The sequence below is a fragment of the Streptomyces sp. NPDC006691 genome (genome assembly GCF_042869955.1).
Lineage (GTDB): Bacteria > Actinomycetota > Actinomycetes > Streptomycetales > Streptomycetaceae > Streptomyces.
In genome coordinates this window covers 211,431-231,169 of sequence record NZ_JBIAGW010000010.1, presented here as the reverse complement: position 1 = coordinate 231,169, position 19,739 = coordinate 211,431, and the positions used below count along the sequence as shown (strand labels likewise).

Sequence of the window (19,739 nt, the reverse complement as noted above, 5' to 3'; positions counted from 1 at the left end):
GTACGGGGCGGCGGCGCGGGCTCACGAACGCTTGCGCAGCGGGCTGAAGAGGCGGTCGACCGCCACCAGGGCGCCCTCCACGAGCAGGGCGAGCGCCGCCACGAGCATCGCCCCCGCCACCACCTGGGGGGTGTTGTACACCGCGAACCCCTCCGTGACTATGCGTCCGAGCCCGCCGAGACCCGCCATCGCGGCGATCGTCGCCGTCGCGATGATCTGCACCGCCGCCGAGCGGAGCCCCGTCATGATCAGCGGGTAGGCCAGCGGCAGTTCGACCTGGAGGAAGAGCTGGCGCCCCGACATCCCCATGCCCCGGGCCGCCTCCACCGCCGCCGGGTCCACCTCGCGCATCCCGACGTAGGCGTTGGTCAGCAGCGGCGGCACCGCGAAGAGCACCAGGGCGATCACGGTGGGCAGATAGCCCGCGTTGCGCAGCGGCGTCACCATGAACAGGGCGAGCACCGCGAAGACGGGGATCGCACGGCCGACGTTGGAGAGGTTGACCGCGAGCGCGCCGCCCTTGCCGAGGTGACCGAGCCACAGCGCGAGCGGCAGCGCGACCAGGCAGGACACCACGAGGGCGAGCGCGCTGACGTACACGTGCTCCCCGAGGCGGTGCCAGGCGCCGTCGTCCCCGGACCAGTTGGCGCCGGTGGTCAGCCACGTCCAGGCCTGTGGGAAGACCCCCATCGCTCAGACCGCCTTCGCCGTACGGATGCGGGTCCACGGCGTGAGCAGCCACTGGATCCCGAGGAGCAGCAGGTCGGCGGTTATCGCGAGCACCACGCACAGCACGGACGCGGTAAGGATCTGCGCCTTGAAGAAGGTGGGCAGGCCCTGCTCGATCAGGTTGCCGAGGCCCCCGTGGTCGACGAGCGAGCCGATCGTGGTCAGCGCGACCGTGGCCACCGTGGCGATCCTGAGCCCGGCCATCAGGGCCGGCAGCGCCAGCGGCAGCTCGACCTCGAACAGCAGCCGTATGCGCCCGTATCCCATGCCGCGGGCCGCCTCCAGGGCGTCCGCGGGCACCGATTCGAGCCCGGCCAGGATGTTGCGCACCAGGATCGTCAGCGAGTAGAGCACCAGGCCCGTGATCACCAGGCCGGCCGAGAGGCCGAGCAGCGGGAGCAGCAGGGCGAACATCGCGAGCGAGGGCACGGTGTAGAGCACGGTCGTGAAGCCGAGCACGGTGGCCGCGACGCCCTTGCGCCCGCGCGCGAGCAGCGCGAGGGGGAAGGCGATGAGCAGACCGATCAGCACCGAGACGGCGGTGATCCAGATGTGCTGGACCGTCGCGTCGGTGAGCTCCTGGCTCCGGGAGCTGACGTACTCCCAGCAGATCCAGTCGTTCGCCGCCAGGCAGTTCTGCGCCACTCCCCCACCTCCCCTGACCTCTCGCCCGGTGCCCCGAACGTACGTACCAAAACCCTATCCCCGCCCACTGACAATCGACCTGCGCCTTTGCAGTACAGCAACATGGGCTTCACACAAGCGCGCCAGACTGCCTTCACAATGGGGACCCATGATCCGGTTCGAGCACGTCACCAAGCGGTACGCCGACGGCACCACCGCCGTGGACGACCTGTCCTTCGAGGTGGCCGAGGGTGAACTGGTCACCCTGGTCGGCCCGTCGGGGTGCGGCAAGACCACCACGATGAAAATGGTCAACCGGCTCATCGAGCCGACCGAGGGACGGATATTCCTGGACGGCGAGGACATAGCGACCGTCGACCCCGTCCAACTGCGGCGCCGCATCGGCTATGTGATCCAGCAGGTCGGGCTCTTCCCGCACAAGACGGTCCTGGAGAACACCGCGACCGTCCCGCATCTGCTCGGCGTGAAGAAGTCCGTCGCGCGGGAGCGCGCGGCCGAGCTGCTCGATCTCGTCGGGCTCGATCCGAAGACGTACGGCGCGCGCTACCCGGAGCAGCTCTCCGGCGGTCAGCGCCAACGGGTGGGCGTGGCAAGGGCGTTGGCGGCCGATCCGCCCGTACTGCTGATGGACGAGCCGTTCGGCGCGGTCGACCCGGTGGTGCGCGAGCGCTTGCAGAACGAATTCCTCAGGCTCCAGTCGCAGGTGCGCAAGACCGTCCTTTTCGTCACCCACGACATCGAGGAGGCGGTCCGCCTCGGCGACCGCATCGCGGTCTACGGGCAGGGCGCCATCGAGCAGTTCGACGCCCCGGCCGCCGTGCTCGGCGCCCCCGCCACCGATTACGTCGCGGACTTCGTCGGCGCCGACCGCGGCCTCAAGCGGCTCTCGGTGACCCCCATCGAGGAGAGCGACCTGGACCAGCCGCCCGTGGTCCACCTCGACGACCGGCTGCCGGCCGACATCGCGCGCTGGGCGGTCGTCCTGGACGGCGAGGACAACCTGCACGGCTGGATCTCCGGCGAGCAGGCCCGGCTCGGCAAGGGCACCGTCCGCGAGCACGCCCGGCGCATGGAGGCCTGGCTGCCGGTCGGCGCGTCCCTCAAGCAGGCCTTCGCCACGATGCTCCAGCACGACGCGGGCTGGATCGCGGTCATCGACCGCGAGGAGCGGGGCCGCTTCCTCGGCGTGCTCACCCCGGCCCGGCTGCACGAGGCGCTGCGCCGCTCCATCGACGCGGACGCGCAGGCGGTTCCCCGCACCGAGGTGACGGTCGAATCGGTGGCCTCGGTGAGCTCGCGCTGAGCCGGGCAGGCCGCCGACCGGGCGGGCCAGGGGGCAGCAGAAAGGCGTGCGGCCCGCCGACCGACCGGGCAGGGGCCGCGGAAGGCCGCGCGGCGCCGGTCAGCTCGCGCTGAGCCGGCCGCTGATCCACTCCAGGGTCGGCGGGATCTCGCGGCGCCACGTGTTGAAGTTGTGGCCGCCGCTGTCCAGCGTGATCGAGGAGACCCGGCCCGGCGCCTTCACCTTGTTGATGAAGGCCTGGGTCGGCTTGTAGTTGTCCTCGCCCGACAGCGAGCTGGTGACCAGGAACGACGACTTGCCGGCCGGCAGGTGGTCCAGGCTCCACAGCAGGTTGGCGCGGTTCTCCTCGTGCTTGTTGCCGTGGAAGAGGTCACCGGTCGTCGGGTCGTCCGCGGCCTTGTAGTACGCCGAGAGGCCCGCGCTCGCCGCGAACCGCTCGGGGTGCTGCATGCCGATCTTCAGGGCGCAGTAGCCGCCGGTCGAGTTGCCGATGAAGCCCCAGTTCTGCGGCTTCTTGCCGACCCGGTAGGTCGCCGAGATCGCGTCCGGCACGTCCTTGGCGAAGAACGTCTCGGTCTGCGGGCCGCCCGGTATGTTCACGCACTCGGTGTCCCGCTGGCCCGCCACCGTCGGGCGCATCATGATCAGGATCATCGGCTGCATCTTCTTCTGCTTGGCCTGCGCCCAAGCCGTCTTCGGGTACCTGAGGCCCTTGAGCAGGTTCTCGGCGGTGCCCGGATATCCGGTCAGTACGACCGAGGCCGGAAACGTCTTGTTCTCGTACGCCTTCTGGAAGTACTCGGGGGGCAGATAGACGTAGGCCGGGCTGGTGATACCGGACTGCTCGCCGGCCAGGACGATCTTCTGTATCTCGCCGCCCAGCTGCGGCTTGCCCGCGCCCGGGGTGTCCGGCTTCTGCTTGCCGACGACCTGCACGTTCTTGCCGCCCGCCGAGTGGTCGACGACCGTGCCCATGTCCTGTTCCTGACCGAACAGATCCGCCCAGGACCCGTAGAACAGGAACGAGTTGTTGGCGGCCAGACCGACCGCGGCGAAGATCGCCAGCTGGGTCGCGAGCAGCAGCCCGATCCGGCCCGTCACGGCCTTCCAGCTGCGACGCGCCAGACGCGGCCACAACCAGATGGTGACCGCGAACAGCACCACCGCCAGGAACACGGCGAGTGCCAGGACCTTGTTGCTCGTGAGACCCATGAGTCGATGAAACTTTCTGGCTGAGATTTTCCTGAGACCGAGGGAACCCGCCCCCCACAAGTCCCGTCCTAGAGGGCGCAAATTGTCCGGCTGGACGGTGCGGACGCCGTCCCCCGGCCAACTGAATCTCTCGCGGAGTCACGGGAAGCGATGTCTGTCAGGATAGATGGGGACAAAAACGGTTCGGTTCCGACTCGTGTACGAAAGGTCCTCCGCGGGCCGCGCCCCGAGTCGGTGCCCAAGCTGGTCGGTACGGCCTGCACGATCGTGGGCCTCCTGGACGTCGCGGCCGGAGTCTTCGATCGCGTCCGGCACAGTCGGTTCCACACGGTCAGCGAGGTGCTTCCGGGCACCTTCGGCCCCTTCGCGGCGGCCGTGGCACTCAGCGCGGGCATCCTGCTGCTGCTCCTCGCGCACGGCCTGAAGCGCCGCAAGCGCCGGGCCTGGCGGGCCGCCGTGGTGCTGCTGCCGATCGGGGCGGTGGCCCAGTTCTGGTACCGGCACTCCGTCGTCGGGGTGCTGATCTCATTGGTACTTCTCACGCTGCTGGTCCGCCACCGGAGCGAGTTCAACGCCCTGCCCGACCCGCGCAGCCGCTGGAAGGCGGTGGCGAACTTCTTCCTGATGGGAGCGGGGTCGCTGGGTCTTGGCCTGGTCATCGTGAGCGTCCACCCCAACCGCACGGTCGGCAACCCGAGCATCGTGGACCGCATCCAGCACGTGATGTTCGGCCTGTTCGGCGTCGAGGGGCCGGTCGAGTACCAGGGCAAGACCAGCTGGACGGTCGGCTACTCGCTCGGCGCGCTCGGCCTGCTCACCGCGATCACCACGATCTACCTGGCCTTCCGCCCCGAGCACCCGGCGGCCCGGCTCACCGAGGACGACGAGCACAAGCTGCGCGAGCTGCTCGCCAAGCACGGCGCCCGCGACTCGCTCGGCCACTTCGCGCTGCGCCGCGACAAGGCCGTCGTCTTCTCGCCCAGCGGCAAGGCGGCCGTCACCTACCGCGTGGTCTCCGGCGTGATGCTCGCGTCGGGCGACCCGATCGGCGACGTCGAGGCCTGGCCCGGCGCCATCGAGCGCTTCATGGACGAGGCCAAGGCGCACTCCTGGACGCCGGCGGTCGTCGGCTGCTCGGAGACCGGCGGCGAGGTCTGGACCCGCGAGACCGGTCTCGACGCGCTGGAACTGGGTGACGAGGCGGTGGTGGACGTCGCGGATTTCTCCCTCGCCGGACGCGCCATGCGGAACGTACGCCAGATGGTCAAGCGCATCGAGCGCAATGGCTACGAAACCCGCGTACGGCGCGTTCGTGACCTCTCCGACGGGGAGCTCGAACGCGTCCGCCGGGCCGCCGAGGACTGGCGCGGCACGGACACCGAGCGCGGCTTCTCGATGGCGCTCGGCCGCATCGGCGACCCGAACGACGGGGACTGCGTGATCGCGACGGCCCACAAGGCCGACGACGAGGGCGCCGCCCCCTCCCCCTACGGCGACCTGAAGGCCATCCTGCACTTCGTCCCCTGGGGCAAGGACGGAATGTCCCTGGAGATGATGCGCCGCGACCGTGCGGCCGACCCCGGCATGAACGAGCTGCTGATCGTGGCCTCGCTCCATGCCTGCGAGAAGATCGGCGTACGCCAGGTCTCGCTGAACTTCGCGATGTTCCGCTCGGCGCTGGCGCGCGGCGAGAAGATCGGGGCGGGCCCGGTGCTGCGGATGTGGCGGGGGCTGCTGGTCTTCCTCTCCCGCTGGTTCCAGATCGAGTCCCTCTACAAGTTCAACGCGAAGTTCCAGCCGCGGTGGGAGCCGCGCTTCATGGTGTACCGGGCCCACGCCGACCTCCCCCGCATCGGCTTCGCCGTGATGCAGGCGGAGGGCTTCGTGAACCTGGGCCTCCCCGGCCCCCTGGCCCGCCTCACCCGGGCGGCCCGCCCGGACCGTGCGTGCACGCACGTCCCCCCGAGCAAGCAGGGCGCGACGGCGGCGTAGCCGCGCCCCCTCGAACCCCGGTTCCGGGTCCCCCTGCGGGGTGCCTGGGCCGGGGTTCCGCGTTTCGGCTGCGCCGCGGGCGGCCGGGCGGCCCCGCACCTGAAACCCGCCGAACCCACTGGGGCTCCGCCCCAGCCCCGGGGGTTCTGGCCCCTCCCCACCCCTTCCCGCAACCCTCCGGGGGGGTGCGTCAGCCCTCCGGGGGGGGTGCGTCAGGCGGCCCTGTGCGTGGCTCGTCGGCCGCGTTTCGGCTGCGCCGGGTGAGCGGGGGCAGAGCCGAACCCACTGGGGCTCGCCCCAGCCCTCGGGGTCCTGGCCCCTCCCCACCCTTCCCACAACCCTCCGGGGGACAGTGCGTCAGCCCTCCGGGGGGGGTGCGTCAGGCGGGGCCGTGCGTGGCTGGTCGCGCAGTTCCTCGCGCCCCTAACCTCGTTCTCGTCCGCCCACCGTGCGTGGCTGGTCGCGCAGTTCCTCGCGCCCCTAACCTCGGCCTCGTCCGCCCACCGTGCGTGGCTGGTCGCGCAGTTCCCCGCGCCCCTAACCTCGGCCTTTGTCCGCCCACCGTGCGTGGCTAGTCGCGCAGTTCCCCGCGCCCCTAACCTCGTTCTCGTCCGCCCACCGTGCGTGGTTGCTCGCGCAGTTCCCCGCGCCCCTATAGGTGACCCCGATTGTCTTGGTACGGGCCAGCATCGGGCACCTTCAGCCCGTCCGGCGATTGAGGACGAGCGCCCTTAAGGCGCGATACGGGGTCCGGGGCGGAGCCCCGAACGGGGGTGCAGGGGGCGCAGCCCCCTGCGGGGGTCCGAGGGGCGCAGCCCCTCAGGGGGTCTGGGGCGCAGCCCCAGGGGCTGAACCCATCAACCCGGCCGCACGGGCGGGCGGGTGGGCAAACCCCCCGGGGCGGAGCCCAGGGGGCGCGGGGGCCGGCACCCGAGGGGCCGGCACCCGAGGGTCAGGCCCGCTGGAGCTCGGGCTCCGGGTCCGGGTCCGGGTCCGGGGACTCCGAGGACGCCGTGACCCGCCGCCCACGCAACCCGTCGGAGGACAACCCCACCAGAGCTACCCCCACCACGAGCACGAACGCGACCCCGGCCAGCGCGAAGCTGAGCGTGAACTGGCTCTCCGCCGGCAGCGGAGGCACCCCGGCCGGCAGGCCGGACAGCACCTTCGAGGCGAGCAGCGACGTGATCACCGCGCTGGCGATCGCGGAACCGACCGACCGCGAGATCGAGTTGATCCCGTTCGCGATCCCCGTCTGGTGGTGCGGGACACTCGCCACGATGAGCGCCGGCATCGCCGCGTACCCGAAGCTGATCGCCGCCCCGATCAGCATGCCCGCCATGATCACGGACGCCGTCGAGTCGTGCGCCCCGGTCAGCCAGGCGAAGCCGAGCACGCCGAAGGCGGCACCCGCCGCGAGCGTGAAGCGCGCCCCGATCCGTCCGACCAGCTGCCCGCCGAGCGGCGCCGCGACCAGCGAGACCAGCGTGGTCGGCAGCAGGTACTCGACGGAGGCCCGCAGCACCGAGGCGGAGAAGCCGTACCCGGTGAGCCGGTCCGGCATCTGCACCAGGTACGAGACGCCGATGAACTGGGAGAACATCGCGAAGCCGAGCAGCAGCCCGGCCAGGTTCGTGAAGAGCACCGGCCGGTGCGCGAACATCCGCATGTCGACCATGGGCGCCGCGACCTTGCGCTCGACCAGGACCCACACCCCGGCCATCACGACCGCGCCGACGAAGAGCCCGATCGTACGGCCGGAGGACCAGCCCCACTCGTGTCCCTGCGAGATGGGCAGCAGGAGCAGCACGAGGAAGGCGGCCAGGGTGGCCGCGCCGAGCACGTCGGTGCGTCCGCCCGTCTTGCTGCGGGAGGCCGGCACGACGACGATGACCGCGACCAGGGCGAGGACGGCGAGGATCACGGCGAGCCAGAACACCCGGTGGTAGTCGGGGTTCGAGCCCTGCGTGAGCAGCCCGGCACCGACGAGCGCGAGCCCGCTGCCGAACGCGAGCGTGCCGCTGACCAGCGCCATCGCGCCGTGCAGCTTCTGCGGCGGTATCTCCTCGCGCAGGACGGAGAGGGCCAGCGGGAAGATCGCGGTGGCCGCGCCCTGGAGCACCCGGCCGATGATCAGCAGGACGAGCGAGCTGGTGGTGGCGGCGAGCACGGAGCCCACGACCATGACCACGAGCACCCCGATCAGCGTCGGCTTCTTGCCGTGCATGTCGCCGAAGCGGCCGAGCAGCGGGGTGAAGACGGCCGCCGAGAGCAGGGTCGCGGTGGTGACCCAGCTGACGCCCGAGGTGGTGGTGCCGAGGTCGTTCTGGATGATCCCGAGGATCGGCACGACCAGGGTCTGCATCATCGAGACGACCATGGCGGCAAGGCCGAGGACCAGGACGAGCCCGGTACCGCCGCTGGGGCGTTGGTTAGTGGTCACTTCTTCTTCCGTACGGCAGGAGTAAGCACTCCCGAGTGCTCAGGGGCACTCGGGGGACTCAGGAGCAGGTACTTGAACACATGGAAGCTTGATTACCTCAAGCAACTGAATGAAGGTAAACGTCGAAGGTTGAGGTAGTCAAGTTTCGCCCGGCCCGCGGGTACAGTGGGCGCCATGCCAGGAACCAGCCGCCCGACCGCGGTCAGCAAAGCCGTCAGCAACGCCGCGCTCATGGACGCCATCTGGGACTCCCTGGCCGGCTTCTACGGCGACTTCACCTCGGCCGCCGCCGACGAGGGCCTCACGTCCAGCCAGGCCAAGACCCTGACCGTGCTGCGCCGGGGCCCCGCCTCCATGCGCTCGCTCGCCACCACGCTGCACTGCGACGCCTCCAACGTGACCGGAATCATCGACCGCCTGGAGGCCCGGGCCCTCGTGCGCCGCGAGCCGAGCCCCACCGACCGCCGCGTCAAGAACGTCGTCCTGACCGACGCGGGCGTACGCACCGTGGAGACCGTCCGCACCGGCATGCTCGCCACCCACTCCGCCCTGGACGGGCTTCCCGACGCCGACCGGGTCGCCCTGCACGATCTCCTCCAGCGTCTTTTCGCCACCTCCGAGCGTGGTCCGGGAACGTCCGGGTGACGCCTACGCTTGACGTATGAGTAAGTGGAACGGGCGGGGGTCCGTCGAAGGCCTGCCCGAGTGGGACCGCTGCGCTGTCATGGGCGTGGTCAACGTGACGCCCGACTCCTTCTCCGACGGCGGCAGGTGGTTCGACACCTCCACCGCGGTCAAGCACGGCCTCGACCTCGTCACGGCGGGCGCCGACCTCGTCGACGTCGGCGGCGAGTCCACCCGCCCCGGCGCCTCCCGCGTGGACGAGGGCGAGGAGCTGCGCCGCGTCATCCCCGTCGTACGGGGGCTGGCCGCCGAGGGCGTCACCGTCTCCGTCGACACCATGCGCGCCCGGGTCGCCGAGCGGGCGATCGCCGCCGGCGCGGTCCTGGTCAACGACGTCAGCGGCGGTCTCGCCGACCCCGCGATGATCCCCGCCGTCGCCGCCACCGGCGCCCCCTTCGTCGTCATGCACTGGCGCGGCTTCAGCCAGGACATGAACGCCCGCGCGGTGTACGACGACGTGGTGGCCGAGGTCGTCTCGGAGCTCCGCGCCCGTATGGAGGCCGTCATCGAGGGCGGCATCGCCCCCGAGCGGCTCGTCATCGACCCCGGCCTCGGCTTCGCCAAGCAGGCCGACCACGACCTCGCGCTCGTCGCCCACCTCGCCGAACTGCGCGCGCTCGGCCGCCCGGTCCTGGTCGCCGCCTCCCGCAAGCGCTTCCTCGGCCGCGTCCTGGCCGGCCACGAGGGCGCCCCTCCGCCCGCCCGCGAGCGCGACGCGGCCACCGCCGCCGTCTCCGCCATCGCCGCCCACGAGGGCGCGTGGGCGGTCCGCGTCCACGAGGTGCGGGCCACCGCCGACGCCGTCCGTGTGGCACGCGCCGTCGAGGGAGCCCGGTGAGCCCGCGCACCGAGAGCGAGGCGGTCGAGCGTGCCAACACCGCGTTCTACGAGACCCTGGAGCGGGGCGACTTCGACGAGCTGTCCGCCCTGTGGCTGGACGCCACCGAGGCGGGCGACACCGGGATCTCCTGCGTCCACCCGGGCTGGCCGGTGCTCTCCGGGCGCGGCGAGGTGCTCCGCTCGTACGCCCTGATCATGGCGAACACGGAGTACATCCAGTTCTTCCTGACCGATGTCAAGGTCGTCATCCTCGGCGAGACCGCGCTGGTCACCTGCACCGAGAACATCCTCAGCGGCGGCCCGGCCGAGGAGAGCGGCGAACTGGGCCCGCTCGTGGGCCAGCTCGTGGTCGCCACCAATGTGTTCCGCCGCACATCCGAGGGCTGGCGGCTGTGGTCCCACCACGGTTCGCCGGTACTGGCCGAATCGGGCGACGACGAGCCGGAAGAGGACTGAATCCGGGCAGGTTTGGGGACTTCGGAGGGTTGAACCCGAAGCCTCGGGGGATTGAACCCGGAGCCATCGGGTAGGGGCGGCTACCAGGCCTGTCTGGATCTGTCCATAGCCCCCGTGGGCGAGCAGTGTCAGTGCCCGCAGGTAGATTCGAATGTGGGCACCGTGCCGCCCGCACGCGGCCGCATGCCCGTCTGACCAACGACAGCAGGAGTGATTCGCGTGGATCGTGTCGCGCTGCGCGGCCTCAAGGCCCGTGGGCACCATGGCGTCTTCCCCCGGGAACGCGAAGAGGGCCAGACCTTCATCGTGGACCTGGTGCTCGGCCTCGACACCCGCCTCGCGGCGGCCGACGACGACCTGGCGAAGACCGTGCACTACGGCGTGGTGGCCGAGGAGGTCGTGGACGTCGTCCAGGGCGAGCCCGTCGACCTGATCGAGACGCTCGCCGAGCGGATCGCCCAGCAGTGCCTCAAGCACGAAGGGGTCCAGGAGGTGGAGGTGGTCGTCCACAAGCCCGACGCGCCGATCACCGTCCCGTTCGACGACGTGACCATCACGATCACCCGGAGCCGAGTATGACCGTGTTCTCGCAGGGGGCCGCGCAGAGCGACCCGACCGTACAGCCGGTACCCGCCTCCGTGGTCGAGCAGGTGGACGCGGCGGACGTCACGCTCTCCAACCCGCGCCGCGCGGTCATCGCCCTCGGGTCCAACCTGGGCAACCGCCTGGAGACGCTCCAGGGCGCCATCGACGCCCTGGAGGACACCCCGGGCCTGCGCGTCAAAGCGGTCTCGCCGGTGTACGAGACCGAGCCCTGGGGCGTCGACCCCGGCTCCCAGCCCTCGTACTTCAACGCGGTCGTCGTCGTGAAGACGACCCTGCCCCCGGCCTCGCTCCTGGAGCGCGGCCACGCCATCGAAGAGGCCTACGACCGCGTTCGCGACGAGCGCTGGGGCCCGCGCACCATCGACGTCGACATCGTCGCGTACGCCGACGTCGTCTCCGACGACCCGGTCCTCACGCTGCCCCACCCCCGCGCCCACGAGCGCGCCTTCGTGCTCGCCCCGTGGCTCGACGTGGACCCCGAGGCCCAGCTGCCCGGCCACGGCGCGATCGCCGACCTGCTGACCGGCGTCGGCCGCGTCGGCGTACAGCCGCGCGCCGATCTGGAACTCCGCCTGCCCGAGTAGTCGTTACGCTTCTGAGGTCGATCACTCAAGACGCGAAGGGCCCTACTCCGTGAAGCAACTGCGCCTGGGCGTGCTGGCCGGGTTGTTCGTCATCGCCGGGGTGCTCTCCTGGGCGGGCGCCCGGCTGTGGGACTCGGTCTCCACCCTGCCGAGCGTGCCGCTCGCGGCGCCCATCGTGCTCGGCGTGATCGCCGTCGTCCTGCTGGCGACCGGCCTGTCCATCCGGGCCAGGCTGCGGGCCCAGCGCGAGCGCCGCCCGGGCGCCAAGGGCGTGGAGCCCCTGATGGCGGCCCGCGCGGTGGTCTTCGGCCAGGCCAGCGCCCTGGTCGCGGCCCTGGTGTGCGGGATGTACGGCGGCACGGGCGTCTATCTGCTCAGCTACCTCGACGTCCCGGCCCGCCGCGACCAGGCGATCTACGCCGGCTTCTCGGTCCTCGCCGGCATCGCGGTGGTGGCCGCCGCGCTGTTCCTGGAGCGCGTCTGCAAGCTGCCCGACGACGAGGACGACAGCACGGCACCGGTCACCTGAGGCGCCATCACCTGACATACCGTCAGCCACTCATCATCTGACGCACCGTCACCAAGCAACGCCGGACGGCCCCGTACCCCTGCCGAGGCAGCGGGTGCGGGGCCGTCCGATGTCATCCGGCCCAGCGGGCCGTCCTCCTGCGGTTCAGCGCGCCATGATCAGGCTCATCGCCTCGCTGCGCGTCGCCGGGTCACGGAGCTGGCCGCGCACCGCCGACGTCGTCGTCTTCGCGCCGGGCTTGCGTATGCCGCGCACCGACATGCACATGTGCTCGGCCTCGATCACCACGATGGCGCCGCGCGCGTCGAGGATGCGCATCAGCGAGTCCGCCACCTGGGTCGTGAGGCGCTCCTGCACCTGGGGCCTGCGGGCGAACACGTCCACCAGGCGGGCCAGCTTCGACAGACCGGTGATCTTGCCGGACTCGGCGGGGATGTAGCCGACGTGGGCCACCCCGTGGAACGGCAGCAGATGGTGCTCGCACAGGGAGACGATCTCGATGTCCTTCACCAGGACCATCTCGTCGTGACCGAGGTCGAAGGTCGTGGTCAGGACCTCCTCGGGCGTCTGCCGCAGACCCGCCAGGATCTCCCGGTAGGCCCGCGCCACGCGCGCCGGCGTCTCCTGGAGGCCCTCGCGGTCCGGATCCTCGCCGACGGCTATGAGGAGCTCGCGCACCGCGTTCTCGGCCCGCTTCTCGTCGAACTCACCGATCTTGGCCTCGCCGTCCAGCGTCACCGGGTCGGTCATCTGTGCCTCGTTCCTCGACTGTCAATCCATGCGCGTGGCCGGAAAACACCCGCGCCCCCACAGGCTAGAACCTGGGGGGCGCGGTGTGCATTCCGGGGCCGGGGCGGCCCCCGGTGCTCAGCTCTCGGGACGGTCCTCGGGGGCCGGGACGGCCTCCGTCGGCGTCTCCAGGGGCGTGGAGCCGTTGGTGCTGGTGGTGGCGCCGTTGGTGAGCGCCAGCTCCTTGGGCGAGAGCACCGGCGGCCTCGTCGACGGCGTACGCCGCGAGGAGCCGGTCCAGGCCGGACGGGCCGGACGCTTGACGATGCCGGAGAAGACCTCGGCGATCTGCTCCTTGCCCAGCGTCTCCTTCTCCAGGAGCTGGAGGACCAGGTTGTCGAGGATGTCGCGGTTCTCGACCAGGATCTCCCAGGCCTCGTTGTGCGCCGTCTCGATGAGCTTCTTGACCTCTTCGTCGACGAGCGCCGCGACCTCTTCCGAGTAGTCGCGCTGGTGCGCCATCTCCCGGCCCAGGAACGGCTCGGTGTTGTCGCCGCCGAACTTGATCGCGCCCAGACGCTCGGTCATGCCGTACTGCGTGACCATCGCTCGCGCGGTGGCCGTGGCCTTCTCGATGTCGTTGGCCGCGCCCGTCGTCGGGTCGTGGAAGACGAGCTCCTCGGCCGCGCGCCCGCCCAGCATGTACGCCAGCTGGTCGAGCATTTCGTTGCGGGTGGTCGAGTACTTGTCCTCGTCCGGCAGAACCATGGTGTAACCCAGGGCCCGGCCGCGCGACAGGATGGTGATCTTGTGGACCGGGTCCGAGTTGGGGGAAGCCGCGGCGACCAGGGCGTGACCGCCCTCGTGGTACGCGGTGATCTTCTTTTCCTTCTCGGACATGATCCGCGTCCGCTTCTGCGGACCCGCCACGACGCGGTCGATCGCCTCGTCGAGGGCGTGGTTGTCGACCAGCTTCTTGTCGCTGCGCGCCGTTAGGAGCGCCGCCTCGTTCAGCACGTTCGCCAGGTCGGCGCCGGTGAAGCCGGGGGTACGACGGGCGACGGCCGACAGGTCGACGTCCGGGGCGACCGGCTTGCCCTTCTGGTGGACCTTGAGGATCTCCAGACGGCCCTGCATGTCCGGGCGGTCGACCGCGATCTGGCGGTCGAAGCGGCCGGGGCGCAGCAGCGCCGGGTCGAGGATGTCGGGCCGGTTGGTGGCGGCGATCAGGATGACGCCGCCCTTCACGTCGAAGCCGTCCATCTCGACGAGCAGCTGGTTGAGCGTCTGCTCGCGCTCGTCGTGACCGCCGCCGAGACCCGCACCGCGGTGCCGGCCCACGGCGTCGATCTCGTCCACGAAGACGATCGCCGGGGCGTTCGCCTTGGCCTGCTCGAAGAGGTCACGCACGCGCGAGGCGCCGACACCGACGAACATCTCGACGAAGTCGGAACCCGAGATCGAGTAGAAGGGAACGCCGGCCTCACCCGCGACGGCGCGGGCGAGCAGCGTCTTGCCCGTACCGGGCGGGCCGTACAGCAGCACACCCTTGGGGATCTTGGCGCCGACGGCCTGGAACTTCGCCGGCTCCTGGAGGAACTCCTTGATCTCGTGGAGCTCCTCGACGGCCTCGTCGGACCCGGCCACGTCGGCGAAGGTCGTCTTCGGGGTGTCCTTGGTGATGAGCTTGGCCTTGGACTTCCCGAAGTTCATGACTCGGGAGCCGCCGCCCTGCATCTGGTTCATCAGGAACAGGAAGACCACGACGATGAGGACGAAGGGGAGCAGGGACAGCAGGATCCCGAGGAACGGGTTCTGCTTGTCGGGCGAGACGGTGTACCCCTTCGGGATGTCACCGCCCTTCACTCCGGTCTGGAGCTGGTTGGCCATGTCGGTCGCCTGGGCGTCACCGATGTAGTTGGCCTGAACCTTGCTGCTGCCCTTGACCTTCTGGCCGTCCTTCAGGTCGATCTTGATGACCTGACTGTCACCAGTGGTGATCTTGGCCTGTTCGACCTGCTTGTTGTTGATCGCCTGTACGACATCGGATGTGTCGACCGTCTTGTAGCCGCCCGACGAGCCGACGACCTGCATCAACACGACCACGGCGAGGACGGCCAGCACGATCCACATGACCGGCCCACGGAAGTATCGCTTCACGTCCATCCATACGGAGCGAGAACGCCCCGTCCCTCCTGCCCGTAGGTAAATGCTGCTGTGAGTGTGACTAAGACTGTGTGTAAAGACTGTTCTTCGGACGGTACCCCAGCATTGTCACCCGTGGTCGCACGGTACGGGTGAAAGGGTCCTTCCCCTGCTCCAACGGCGGGAGGCGGGCTGTGGTTCCCCGAACGGCCCGGGTTGCGTCAGCCGCCGTACACGTGCGGCGCGAGCGTGCCGACAAAGGGGAGATTGCGGTACTTCTCGGCGTAGTCGAGGCCGTAACCGACGACGAATTCATTCGGAATGTCGAAACCGATCCACTTCACGTCGATCGCGACCTTTGCGGCATCCGGCTTACGGAGCAGCGTGCAGACCTCCAGCGAGGCGGGCTCGCGCGATCCGAGGTTGGAAAGGAGCCACGACAGGGTCAGGCCCGAGTCGATGATGTCCTCGACGATCAGGACGTGCTTGCCCTTGATGTCGGTGTCCAGGTCCTTGAGGATCCGCACGACGCCGGAGGACTGGGTGCCCGCACCGTACGAGGAGACGGCCATCCAGTCCATGGTGACCGGGGTGGACAGCGCGCGGGCCAGATCCGCCATGACCATGACGGCGCCCTTGAGAACGCCGACGAGGAGCAGGTCCTTGCCCGCGTACTCCGCGTCGATCTTCCCGGCCAGCTCCGCCAGCTTCGCGTCGATCTCTTCCTTGGTGATGAGCACCGACTGGAGGTCGGTGCCCATGTCCTTCTCGTTCACCCGGGCCGCTTTCTTGGGGGGTTCGGTTGGTCCGTGCGGGAGCCGAGTTACGTGCGTGAGCTCAGCTCTGCCGAATGACCAGTCTGCCACCCTGCCGACGGGCGACGACGCGGCCCGGGAGATTGATGGCCCGCTGGCCGCGCCAGCTGGTGATCAGCTTGTCGACCTCCTCCACATGGCGGGCGAAGAGCGAACCGGCGGGCGCGCCCGCCCCGATGACCTCCCGGCGCACGATGCGGCGGCGCACGGCGGGCGGCAGCGCGTAGAGCTTCGCGCACTCCAGGAGCCCGCTGTCGTCCCGCACGGTCGCCTCGGCCTGGAGGGCCCAGGCGTCCAGGGCGTCGGCGTCGTCGCGGGAGAGCTGGGCGGTGCGGGCCAGGGCCTCGACGACGCCCTTGCCGAGCGCCTTCTCCAGCGCGGGCAGCCCCTCCTGGCGCAGCCGGGAGCGGGTGTAGGCGGGGTCGGCGTTGTGCGGGTCGTCCCAGACCGGCAGCGACTGCACCATGCAGGCCTTGCGGGCGGTCTGGCGGTCGATCTCCAGGAAGGGGCGCCGGTAGCGGCCGGCCGCCCCCGAGACGGCGGCCATGCCGGACAGGGAGCGCGTGCCGGAGCCGCGGGCGAGGCCGAGGAGCACGGTCTCGGCCTGGTCGTCGCGGGTGTGGCCGAGCAGGACCGCGGCGGCGCCGTGGCGCTCGGCGGCATCGTCCAGGGCGGCGTAGCGGGCGTCCCGGGCGGCGGCCTCGGGCCCGCCCTCGCGGCCCACGTGCACGGCGACGGCCTCGGCGGGGTCCAGGCCCAGGCCGGTCATGCGGGAGACGACCTCGGCGGCGCGCAGGTCGGAGCCGTGCTGGAGGCCGTGGTCGACGGTGATGCCGCCGGCGCGCAGCGAGAGCTTGCGGGATTCGAAGGCGAGGGCGGAGGCGAGCGCCATGGAGTCGGCGCCGCCCGAGCAGGCCACGAGCACGAGGGGCTCGGGCGCGGTGCTGCGGCCGCCGGTCCCGGGACCGGCGGGGGCCCCCGCGGTCACGGCGGTGGCGACGGCCTCGTGGTCGCGGGAGTGTTCGTTCAGTACGTCGTGGAGTACGCGGCGAACCGCCAGGCGTATCGCTGCGACCGCAGGATGGGGACCCATGTCCGGTGCCCTTCGGTGAAGTTGGGGGGTGCCTCGGCGCGGAGAGGAAGCGGGGGGATCGGAGGAGCGGGGTGACGACCGGGGCTGTTCCGTCACACAGAGTGCGTAGATGGTGACAGAACAGAGCCGTTACCCGAGCATTGCACGCCTACCCATGCCCCACGGTCCCTCGGATGGGTGATTCCCGCGTTGACACCCGCCCACCGGCGGCTTTCGGGTCAGGACTCGGCGCGGCGGTGGACCCGGGCGACCCAGTCCGCGGGCGCCGCGATCTCGGACTTCGTCGGAAGCGTGTTCGGCGAGGTCCACACCCGGTTGAAGCCGTCCATGCCCACCTCCTCCACCACGGCCCGCACGAAGCGCTCGCCGTCGCGGTACTGGCGCAGCTTGGCGTCGAGGCCGAGGAGCTTGCGCAGCGCCATGTCGAGCCGGGAGGCGCCCTTGGCCCTGCGCTGCTGGAACTTCTCGCGGATCTCCCCCACCGAGGGCACGACCTGCGGCCCGACCCCGTCCATGACGTAGTCGGCGTGCCCCTCCAGGAGGGACATCACCGCTGTCAGCCGGCCGAGGATCTCGCGCTGGGCCGGCGTCTGCACCAGCTCGACCAGGGAGCGGCCCTCGTCCTCCTCGCCCTCCGGACGGCCGCCCGCGAGCGACTGGGCGGCCTCGCGCAGCCGCTCCAGGACGGTCATGGGATCGACCTCGGTCTGGTCGAGGAATGACTGGATCTCGCTCTCCAGGTGGTCGCGCAGCCAGGGCACGGCCGTGAACTGGGTGCGGTGGGTCTCCTCGTGGAGGCACACCCAGAGCCTGAAGTCGTGCGGGGCGACGTCGAGTTCGCGCTCCACGTGGACGATGTTGGGCGCGACGAGCAGCAGCCGCCCGCCGCCGCCGGGGGCCGAGGGCAGGTCACGGCTCGGGGGCGCGAAGGTCTCGTACTGGCCGAGGACCCGCGAGGACAGGAAGCTGAGCAGCGCGCCCAGCTCGACGCCGGTGACCTTGCCGCCGACCGCGCCGAGCACGGCCCCGCCGGGGCTGTTGCCGCGGCGCTCCTGCATCTTGTCGAGCAGCGGCCGCAGCACCTCGCGGAAGCCGGCCACGTTGGCCTTCACCCAGCCGGCCCGGTCGACGACCAGGACCGGGGTGTCCTCGGGTTCGACGCCCTCCGGGATCATCCGGGTGAACGCCCGTACGTGTTCTTCGGCGGCCTTGGCGTGCCGACGGAGCTCGGCGACGATCTCACGTGCCTCGTCGCGGCTCACGTCGGGGCCCGGCCGCACCAGTCGGGTCGCGGTCGCGACCGCGAGGTTCCAGTCGACCATCCCAGAGGTACCTGCACCGCCGATGCCAGTCATGCGTCAACCGTACGTGGTCGACACCGTGAGGGAACCCGGTCGGCACCCGTCAGTGCGCGGTGAGCCGGGTGGCGAGCCGGTCCAGGGCCCGCTGCGCGGGGGCGGGGTCGGCGCCGGGCGTGCCGGCGGACAGGAAGGCGAACGCCAGGAGGCGGCCGCCCGCGTCCACGACCGTGCCGGCCAGGGTGTTGACCCCGGCGCCGCCCAGGGTGCCGGTCTTCGCCCGGACCAGGCCGGTCGCGGCGGAGGCGGAGCCGTAGCGGGCGCTGAGGGTGCCGGTGAAACCGGCGACCGGCAGGCCGGTGAGGATCGGGCGCAGTTCGGGGCGGGCCGGGTCCGCGGCCCTGGCGAGCAGCCGGGTCAGCAGACCCGCGGTGACCTTGTCGGCGCGGTTGAGCCCGCTGCCGTCCGTGAACACGCTTCCGGTGAGCGGGAGTTGGAGCTTGCCGAGCCGGTCGGCCACGGCCTCGGCGCCCCCGTCGAAGCTCGCGGGCCTGCCGGTGGCGATCGCCGTCTGGCGGTTCAGGGCCTCGGCGATGTCGTTGTCGCTGTTGGTCAGCATCCGCTCGACGACATCGGGCAGCGGCGCCGACAGCGTGCTCGCCAGTTCCTTCGCCCCGGCGGGCCTGGCGCCCGCCACCGGGTCGTCGACCCGCACGCCGCGGTCCCGCAGCAGCCGGGCGAAGGCCCGGGCGGTGTCGCCCGCGGGGTCCGCGGTGCGCGCGGCGGGCCCGCCGTCCGAGGCGCCCGCGCCTCCGACGCGCCCCTCGTCCGTCATGAGGGCGACGACCGGTGCCAGGTTCTCGTTGGGCCCGATCGGATGCACCGAGGGCCCGCTGAACAGCGAGGCGTCGTAAGCCAGTTGTACGTGGTCGAGGGAGCGGGCCCGCAGCGCGCGGGCGGTGCCGTCGGCGAGCGCGGTCAGCCGGGCCGTGTCCAGGGTGGGGTCGCCGCCCCCGACGAGCGTGAGCGCGCTCCCCTGCTCGGGGGCGACCACGGTGGTCGCGAAGCGGCGGTCCGCCGGGAGCGCGGTGAGGGCCGCGGCCGCGGTGGCGATCTTGATGGTGGAGGCCGGCGTCATGGCCGCGTCCGGGCGCGAGGCGTACAGCTCCTGGCCGGTCGCGGTGTCGACGACCGAGGCCGCCGGCTGCGCCCCGAGCGCCGGGTCGCCGAGCAGCGGGGCGAGGGCCGCGGGCAGGGCGGCCGGAACGGGGGCGCCGCCGGGGACGCCGAGGGCCGCGAGGACGCCGGGCGCGCTCGGGGCCGGAGCCGGAGCGTCCGGATCCGTGGGGCGCTGGTGATGTGCGCCACCCCCGGCCGCCCGCGATGCGGCCCGTACCCGCTCGGCCGTACGCTGGCCTGAGTCCCACGGTCCGGCGAGGGCCACGGCTCCGGCCGACAGTGCCAGGCCGACCGCCGCCGCACCTGCTGTGAGCTGCCATGTCTTGGGTCCCGGCACCGGAGACCAGCCCCTTTCGCGATCACACACCTGCGTGAGGGACACTTAATCACCAGAACTGCGTCCAGCCCGGAACACGGCGGCGACGCAGCCCCGTCCAATGCATGTGCTGATCATGGA

18 protein-coding genes are annotated in these 19,739 nt (G+C 71.2%); 8 read left to right on the top strand and 10 right to left on the bottom strand.

All coding sequences use genetic code 11. From position 1 onward, the window contains the following. Positions 1-21: 21 nt before the first annotated feature. Entirely contained in the window at positions 22-690 is a 669-nt protein-coding gene (locus ACFYNP_RS22985) for an ABC transporter permease (protein WP_388787684.1), read from the bottom strand. 3 nt (positions 691-693) lie between these two features. After that, positions 694-1,374, bottom strand: coding sequence for an ABC transporter permease (locus ACFYNP_RS22980; protein WP_100577687.1), 681 nt, complete (start codon positions 1,372-1,374; stop codon positions 694-696). 148 nt (positions 1,375-1,522) lie between these two features. On the opposite strand from ACFYNP_RS22980, the gene ACFYNP_RS22975 reads away from it, so the two are divergent. Next, on the top strand, positions 1,523-2,677 hold the full coding sequence (locus tag ACFYNP_RS22975) for an ABC transporter ATP-binding protein (RefSeq protein WP_388420301.1): 1,155 nt from the start codon (positions 1,523-1,525) through the stop codon (positions 2,675-2,677). A gap of 99 nt (positions 2,678-2,776) precedes the next feature. On the opposite strand, the gene ACFYNP_RS22970 is transcribed toward ACFYNP_RS22975, so the two are convergent. Beyond that, entirely contained in the window at positions 2,777-3,889 is a 1,113-nt protein-coding gene (locus ACFYNP_RS22970; protein ID WP_388787682.1) for an alpha/beta hydrolase, read from the bottom strand. A 150-nt stretch (positions 3,890-4,039) separates the two neighbouring features. Here ACFYNP_RS22970 and ACFYNP_RS22965 point away from each other — a divergent pair, with 150 nt between their 5' ends. Continuing rightward, positions 4,040-5,881 (top strand): phosphatidylglycerol lysyltransferase domain-containing protein, encoded by a 1,842-nt coding sequence (locus ACFYNP_RS22965; protein WP_388787679.1) that lies wholly within the window; start codon positions 4,040-4,042, stop codon positions 5,879-5,881. Positions 5,882-6,833: 952 nt separating this feature from the next. Here ACFYNP_RS22965 and ACFYNP_RS22960 read toward each other — a convergent pair. Then, the gene (locus ACFYNP_RS22960; protein ID WP_388787676.1) at positions 6,834-8,324 is read right to left on the bottom strand and encodes an MFS transporter; all 1,491 of its coding nucleotides are present in this window, start codon (positions 8,322-8,324) and stop codon (positions 6,834-6,836) included. A 174-nt stretch (positions 8,325-8,498) separates the two neighbouring features. On the opposite strand from ACFYNP_RS22960, the gene ACFYNP_RS22955 reads away from it, so the two are divergent. The 6 genes from ACFYNP_RS22955 to ACFYNP_RS22930 all read left to right on the top strand — a co-directional run bounded on the left by ACFYNP_RS22955 (position 8,499) and on the right by ACFYNP_RS22930 (position 12,023). Beyond that, positions 8,499-8,969, top strand: a complete 471-nt coding sequence (locus ACFYNP_RS22955; RefSeq protein ID WP_388420297.1) for a MarR family winged helix-turn-helix transcriptional regulator — start codon at positions 8,499-8,501, stop codon at positions 8,967-8,969. A gap of 16 nt (positions 8,970-8,985) precedes the next feature. Continuing rightward, the gene (folP, locus tag ACFYNP_RS22950; protein WP_388787674.1) at positions 8,986-9,846 is read left to right on the top strand and encodes a dihydropteroate synthase; all 861 of its coding nucleotides are present in this window, start codon (positions 8,986-8,988) and stop codon (positions 9,844-9,846) included. Next, positions 9,843-10,304: a nuclear transport factor 2 family protein gene (locus tag ACFYNP_RS22945; RefSeq protein ID WP_100577692.1), complete on the top strand. Its 462-nt coding sequence runs from the start codon at positions 9,843-9,845 to the stop codon at positions 10,302-10,304. Before folP ends, ACFYNP_RS22945 begins: the two co-directional genes overlap by 4 nt. Before the next feature lie 219 nt (positions 10,305-10,523). Then, a complete protein-coding gene (gene folB / locus ACFYNP_RS22940) occupies positions 10,524-10,883 on the top strand; it encodes a dihydroneopterin aldolase (protein ID WP_053731208.1) in 360 nt (119 codons plus the stop codon). Next, positions 10,880-11,494: a 2-amino-4-hydroxy-6-hydroxymethyldihydropteridine diphosphokinase gene (gene folK, locus ACFYNP_RS22935; protein WP_388420294.1), complete on the top strand. Its 615-nt coding sequence runs from the start codon at positions 10,880-10,882 to the stop codon at positions 11,492-11,494. The genes folB and folK overlap by 4 nt, the downstream gene beginning before the upstream one ends. A 49-nt stretch (positions 11,495-11,543) precedes the next feature. Then, positions 11,544-12,023, top strand: coding sequence for a DUF3180 domain-containing protein (locus ACFYNP_RS22930; protein WP_388420293.1), 480 nt, complete (start codon positions 11,544-11,546; stop codon positions 12,021-12,023). Between the two features lie 144 nt (positions 12,024-12,167). On the opposite strand, the gene folE is transcribed toward ACFYNP_RS22930, so the two are convergent. The 6 genes from folE to dacB all read right to left on the bottom strand — a co-directional run bounded on the left by folE (position 12,168) and on the right by dacB (position 19,619). Then, positions 12,168-12,773 carry a GTP cyclohydrolase I FolE gene (gene folE / locus ACFYNP_RS22925; RefSeq protein ID WP_359838918.1) on the bottom strand — a complete coding sequence of 202 codons (606 nt, stop codon included), beginning with the start codon at positions 12,771-12,773 and terminating at the stop codon, positions 12,168-12,170. Positions 12,774-12,890: 117 nt separating this feature from the next. After that, positions 12,891-14,918, bottom strand: a complete 2,028-nt coding sequence (gene ftsH / locus ACFYNP_RS22920) for an ATP-dependent zinc metalloprotease FtsH (protein ID WP_388420292.1) — start codon at positions 14,916-14,918, stop codon at positions 12,891-12,893. A 200-nt stretch (positions 14,919-15,118) separates the two neighbouring features. After that, positions 15,119-15,658, bottom strand: coding sequence for a hypoxanthine phosphoribosyltransferase (hpt, locus tag ACFYNP_RS22915; protein ID WP_120727895.1), 540 nt, complete (start codon positions 15,656-15,658; stop codon positions 15,119-15,121). A gap of 76 nt (positions 15,659-15,734) precedes the next feature. Further along, on the bottom strand, positions 15,735-16,805 hold the full coding sequence (tilS, locus tag ACFYNP_RS22910; protein ID WP_388420291.1) for a tRNA lysidine(34) synthetase TilS: 1,071 nt from the start codon (positions 16,803-16,805) through the stop codon (positions 15,735-15,737). Positions 16,806-17,023: 218 nt separating this feature from the next. After that, the gene (locus ACFYNP_RS22905; protein WP_385020048.1) at positions 17,024-18,160 is read right to left on the bottom strand and encodes a zinc-dependent metalloprotease; all 1,137 of its coding nucleotides are present in this window, start codon (positions 18,158-18,160) and stop codon (positions 17,024-17,026) included. A 49-nt stretch (positions 18,161-18,209) separates the two neighbouring features. Further along, positions 18,210-19,619, bottom strand: coding sequence for a D-alanyl-D-alanine carboxypeptidase/D-alanyl-D-alanine-endopeptidase (gene dacB / locus ACFYNP_RS22900; protein WP_388787670.1), 1,410 nt, complete (start codon positions 19,617-19,619; stop codon positions 18,210-18,212). Positions 19,620-19,739: the final 120 nt, after the last annotated feature.

Coding starts and splice junctions, on each gene's coding strand:
- hpt (WP_120727895.1), bottom strand. CDS start 15,658: ATGGGCACCGACCTCCAGTCGGTGCTCATCACCAAGGAAGAGATCGAC.
- tilS (WP_388420291.1), bottom strand. CDS start 16,805: ATGGGTCCCCATCCTGCGGTCGCAGCGATACGCCTGGCGGTTCGCCGC.
- folK (WP_388420294.1), top strand. CDS start 10,880: ATGACCGTGTTCTCGCAGGGGGCCGCGCAGAGCGACCCGACCGTACAG.
- ACFYNP_RS22970 (WP_388787682.1), bottom strand. CDS start 3,889: ATGGGTCTCACGAGCAACAAGGTCCTGGCACTCGCCGTGTTCCTGGCG.
- ftsH (WP_388420292.1), bottom strand. CDS start 14,918: ATGGACGTGAAGCGATACTTCCGTGGGCCGGTCATGTGGATCGTGCTG.
- folP (WP_388787674.1), top strand. CDS start 8,986: ATGAGTAAGTGGAACGGGCGGGGGTCCGTCGAAGGCCTGCCCGAGTGG.
- ACFYNP_RS22955 (WP_388420297.1), top strand. CDS start 8,499: ATGCCAGGAACCAGCCGCCCGACCGCGGTCAGCAAAGCCGTCAGCAAC.
- ACFYNP_RS22965 (WP_388787679.1), top strand. CDS start 4,040: ATGTCTGTCAGGATAGATGGGGACAAAAACGGTTCGGTTCCGACTCGT.
- ACFYNP_RS22975 (WP_388420301.1), top strand. CDS start 1,523: ATGATCCGGTTCGAGCACGTCACCAAGCGGTACGCCGACGGCACCACC.
- ACFYNP_RS22905 (WP_385020048.1), bottom strand. CDS start 18,160: ATGACTGGCATCGGCGGTGCAGGTACCTCTGGGATGGTCGACTGGAAC.
- ACFYNP_RS22985 (WP_388787684.1), bottom strand. CDS start 690: ATGGGGGTCTTCCCACAGGCCTGGACGTGGCTGACCACCGGCGCCAAC.
- folE (WP_359838918.1), bottom strand. CDS start 12,773: ATGACCGACCCGGTGACGCTGGACGGCGAGGCCAAGATCGGTGAGTTC.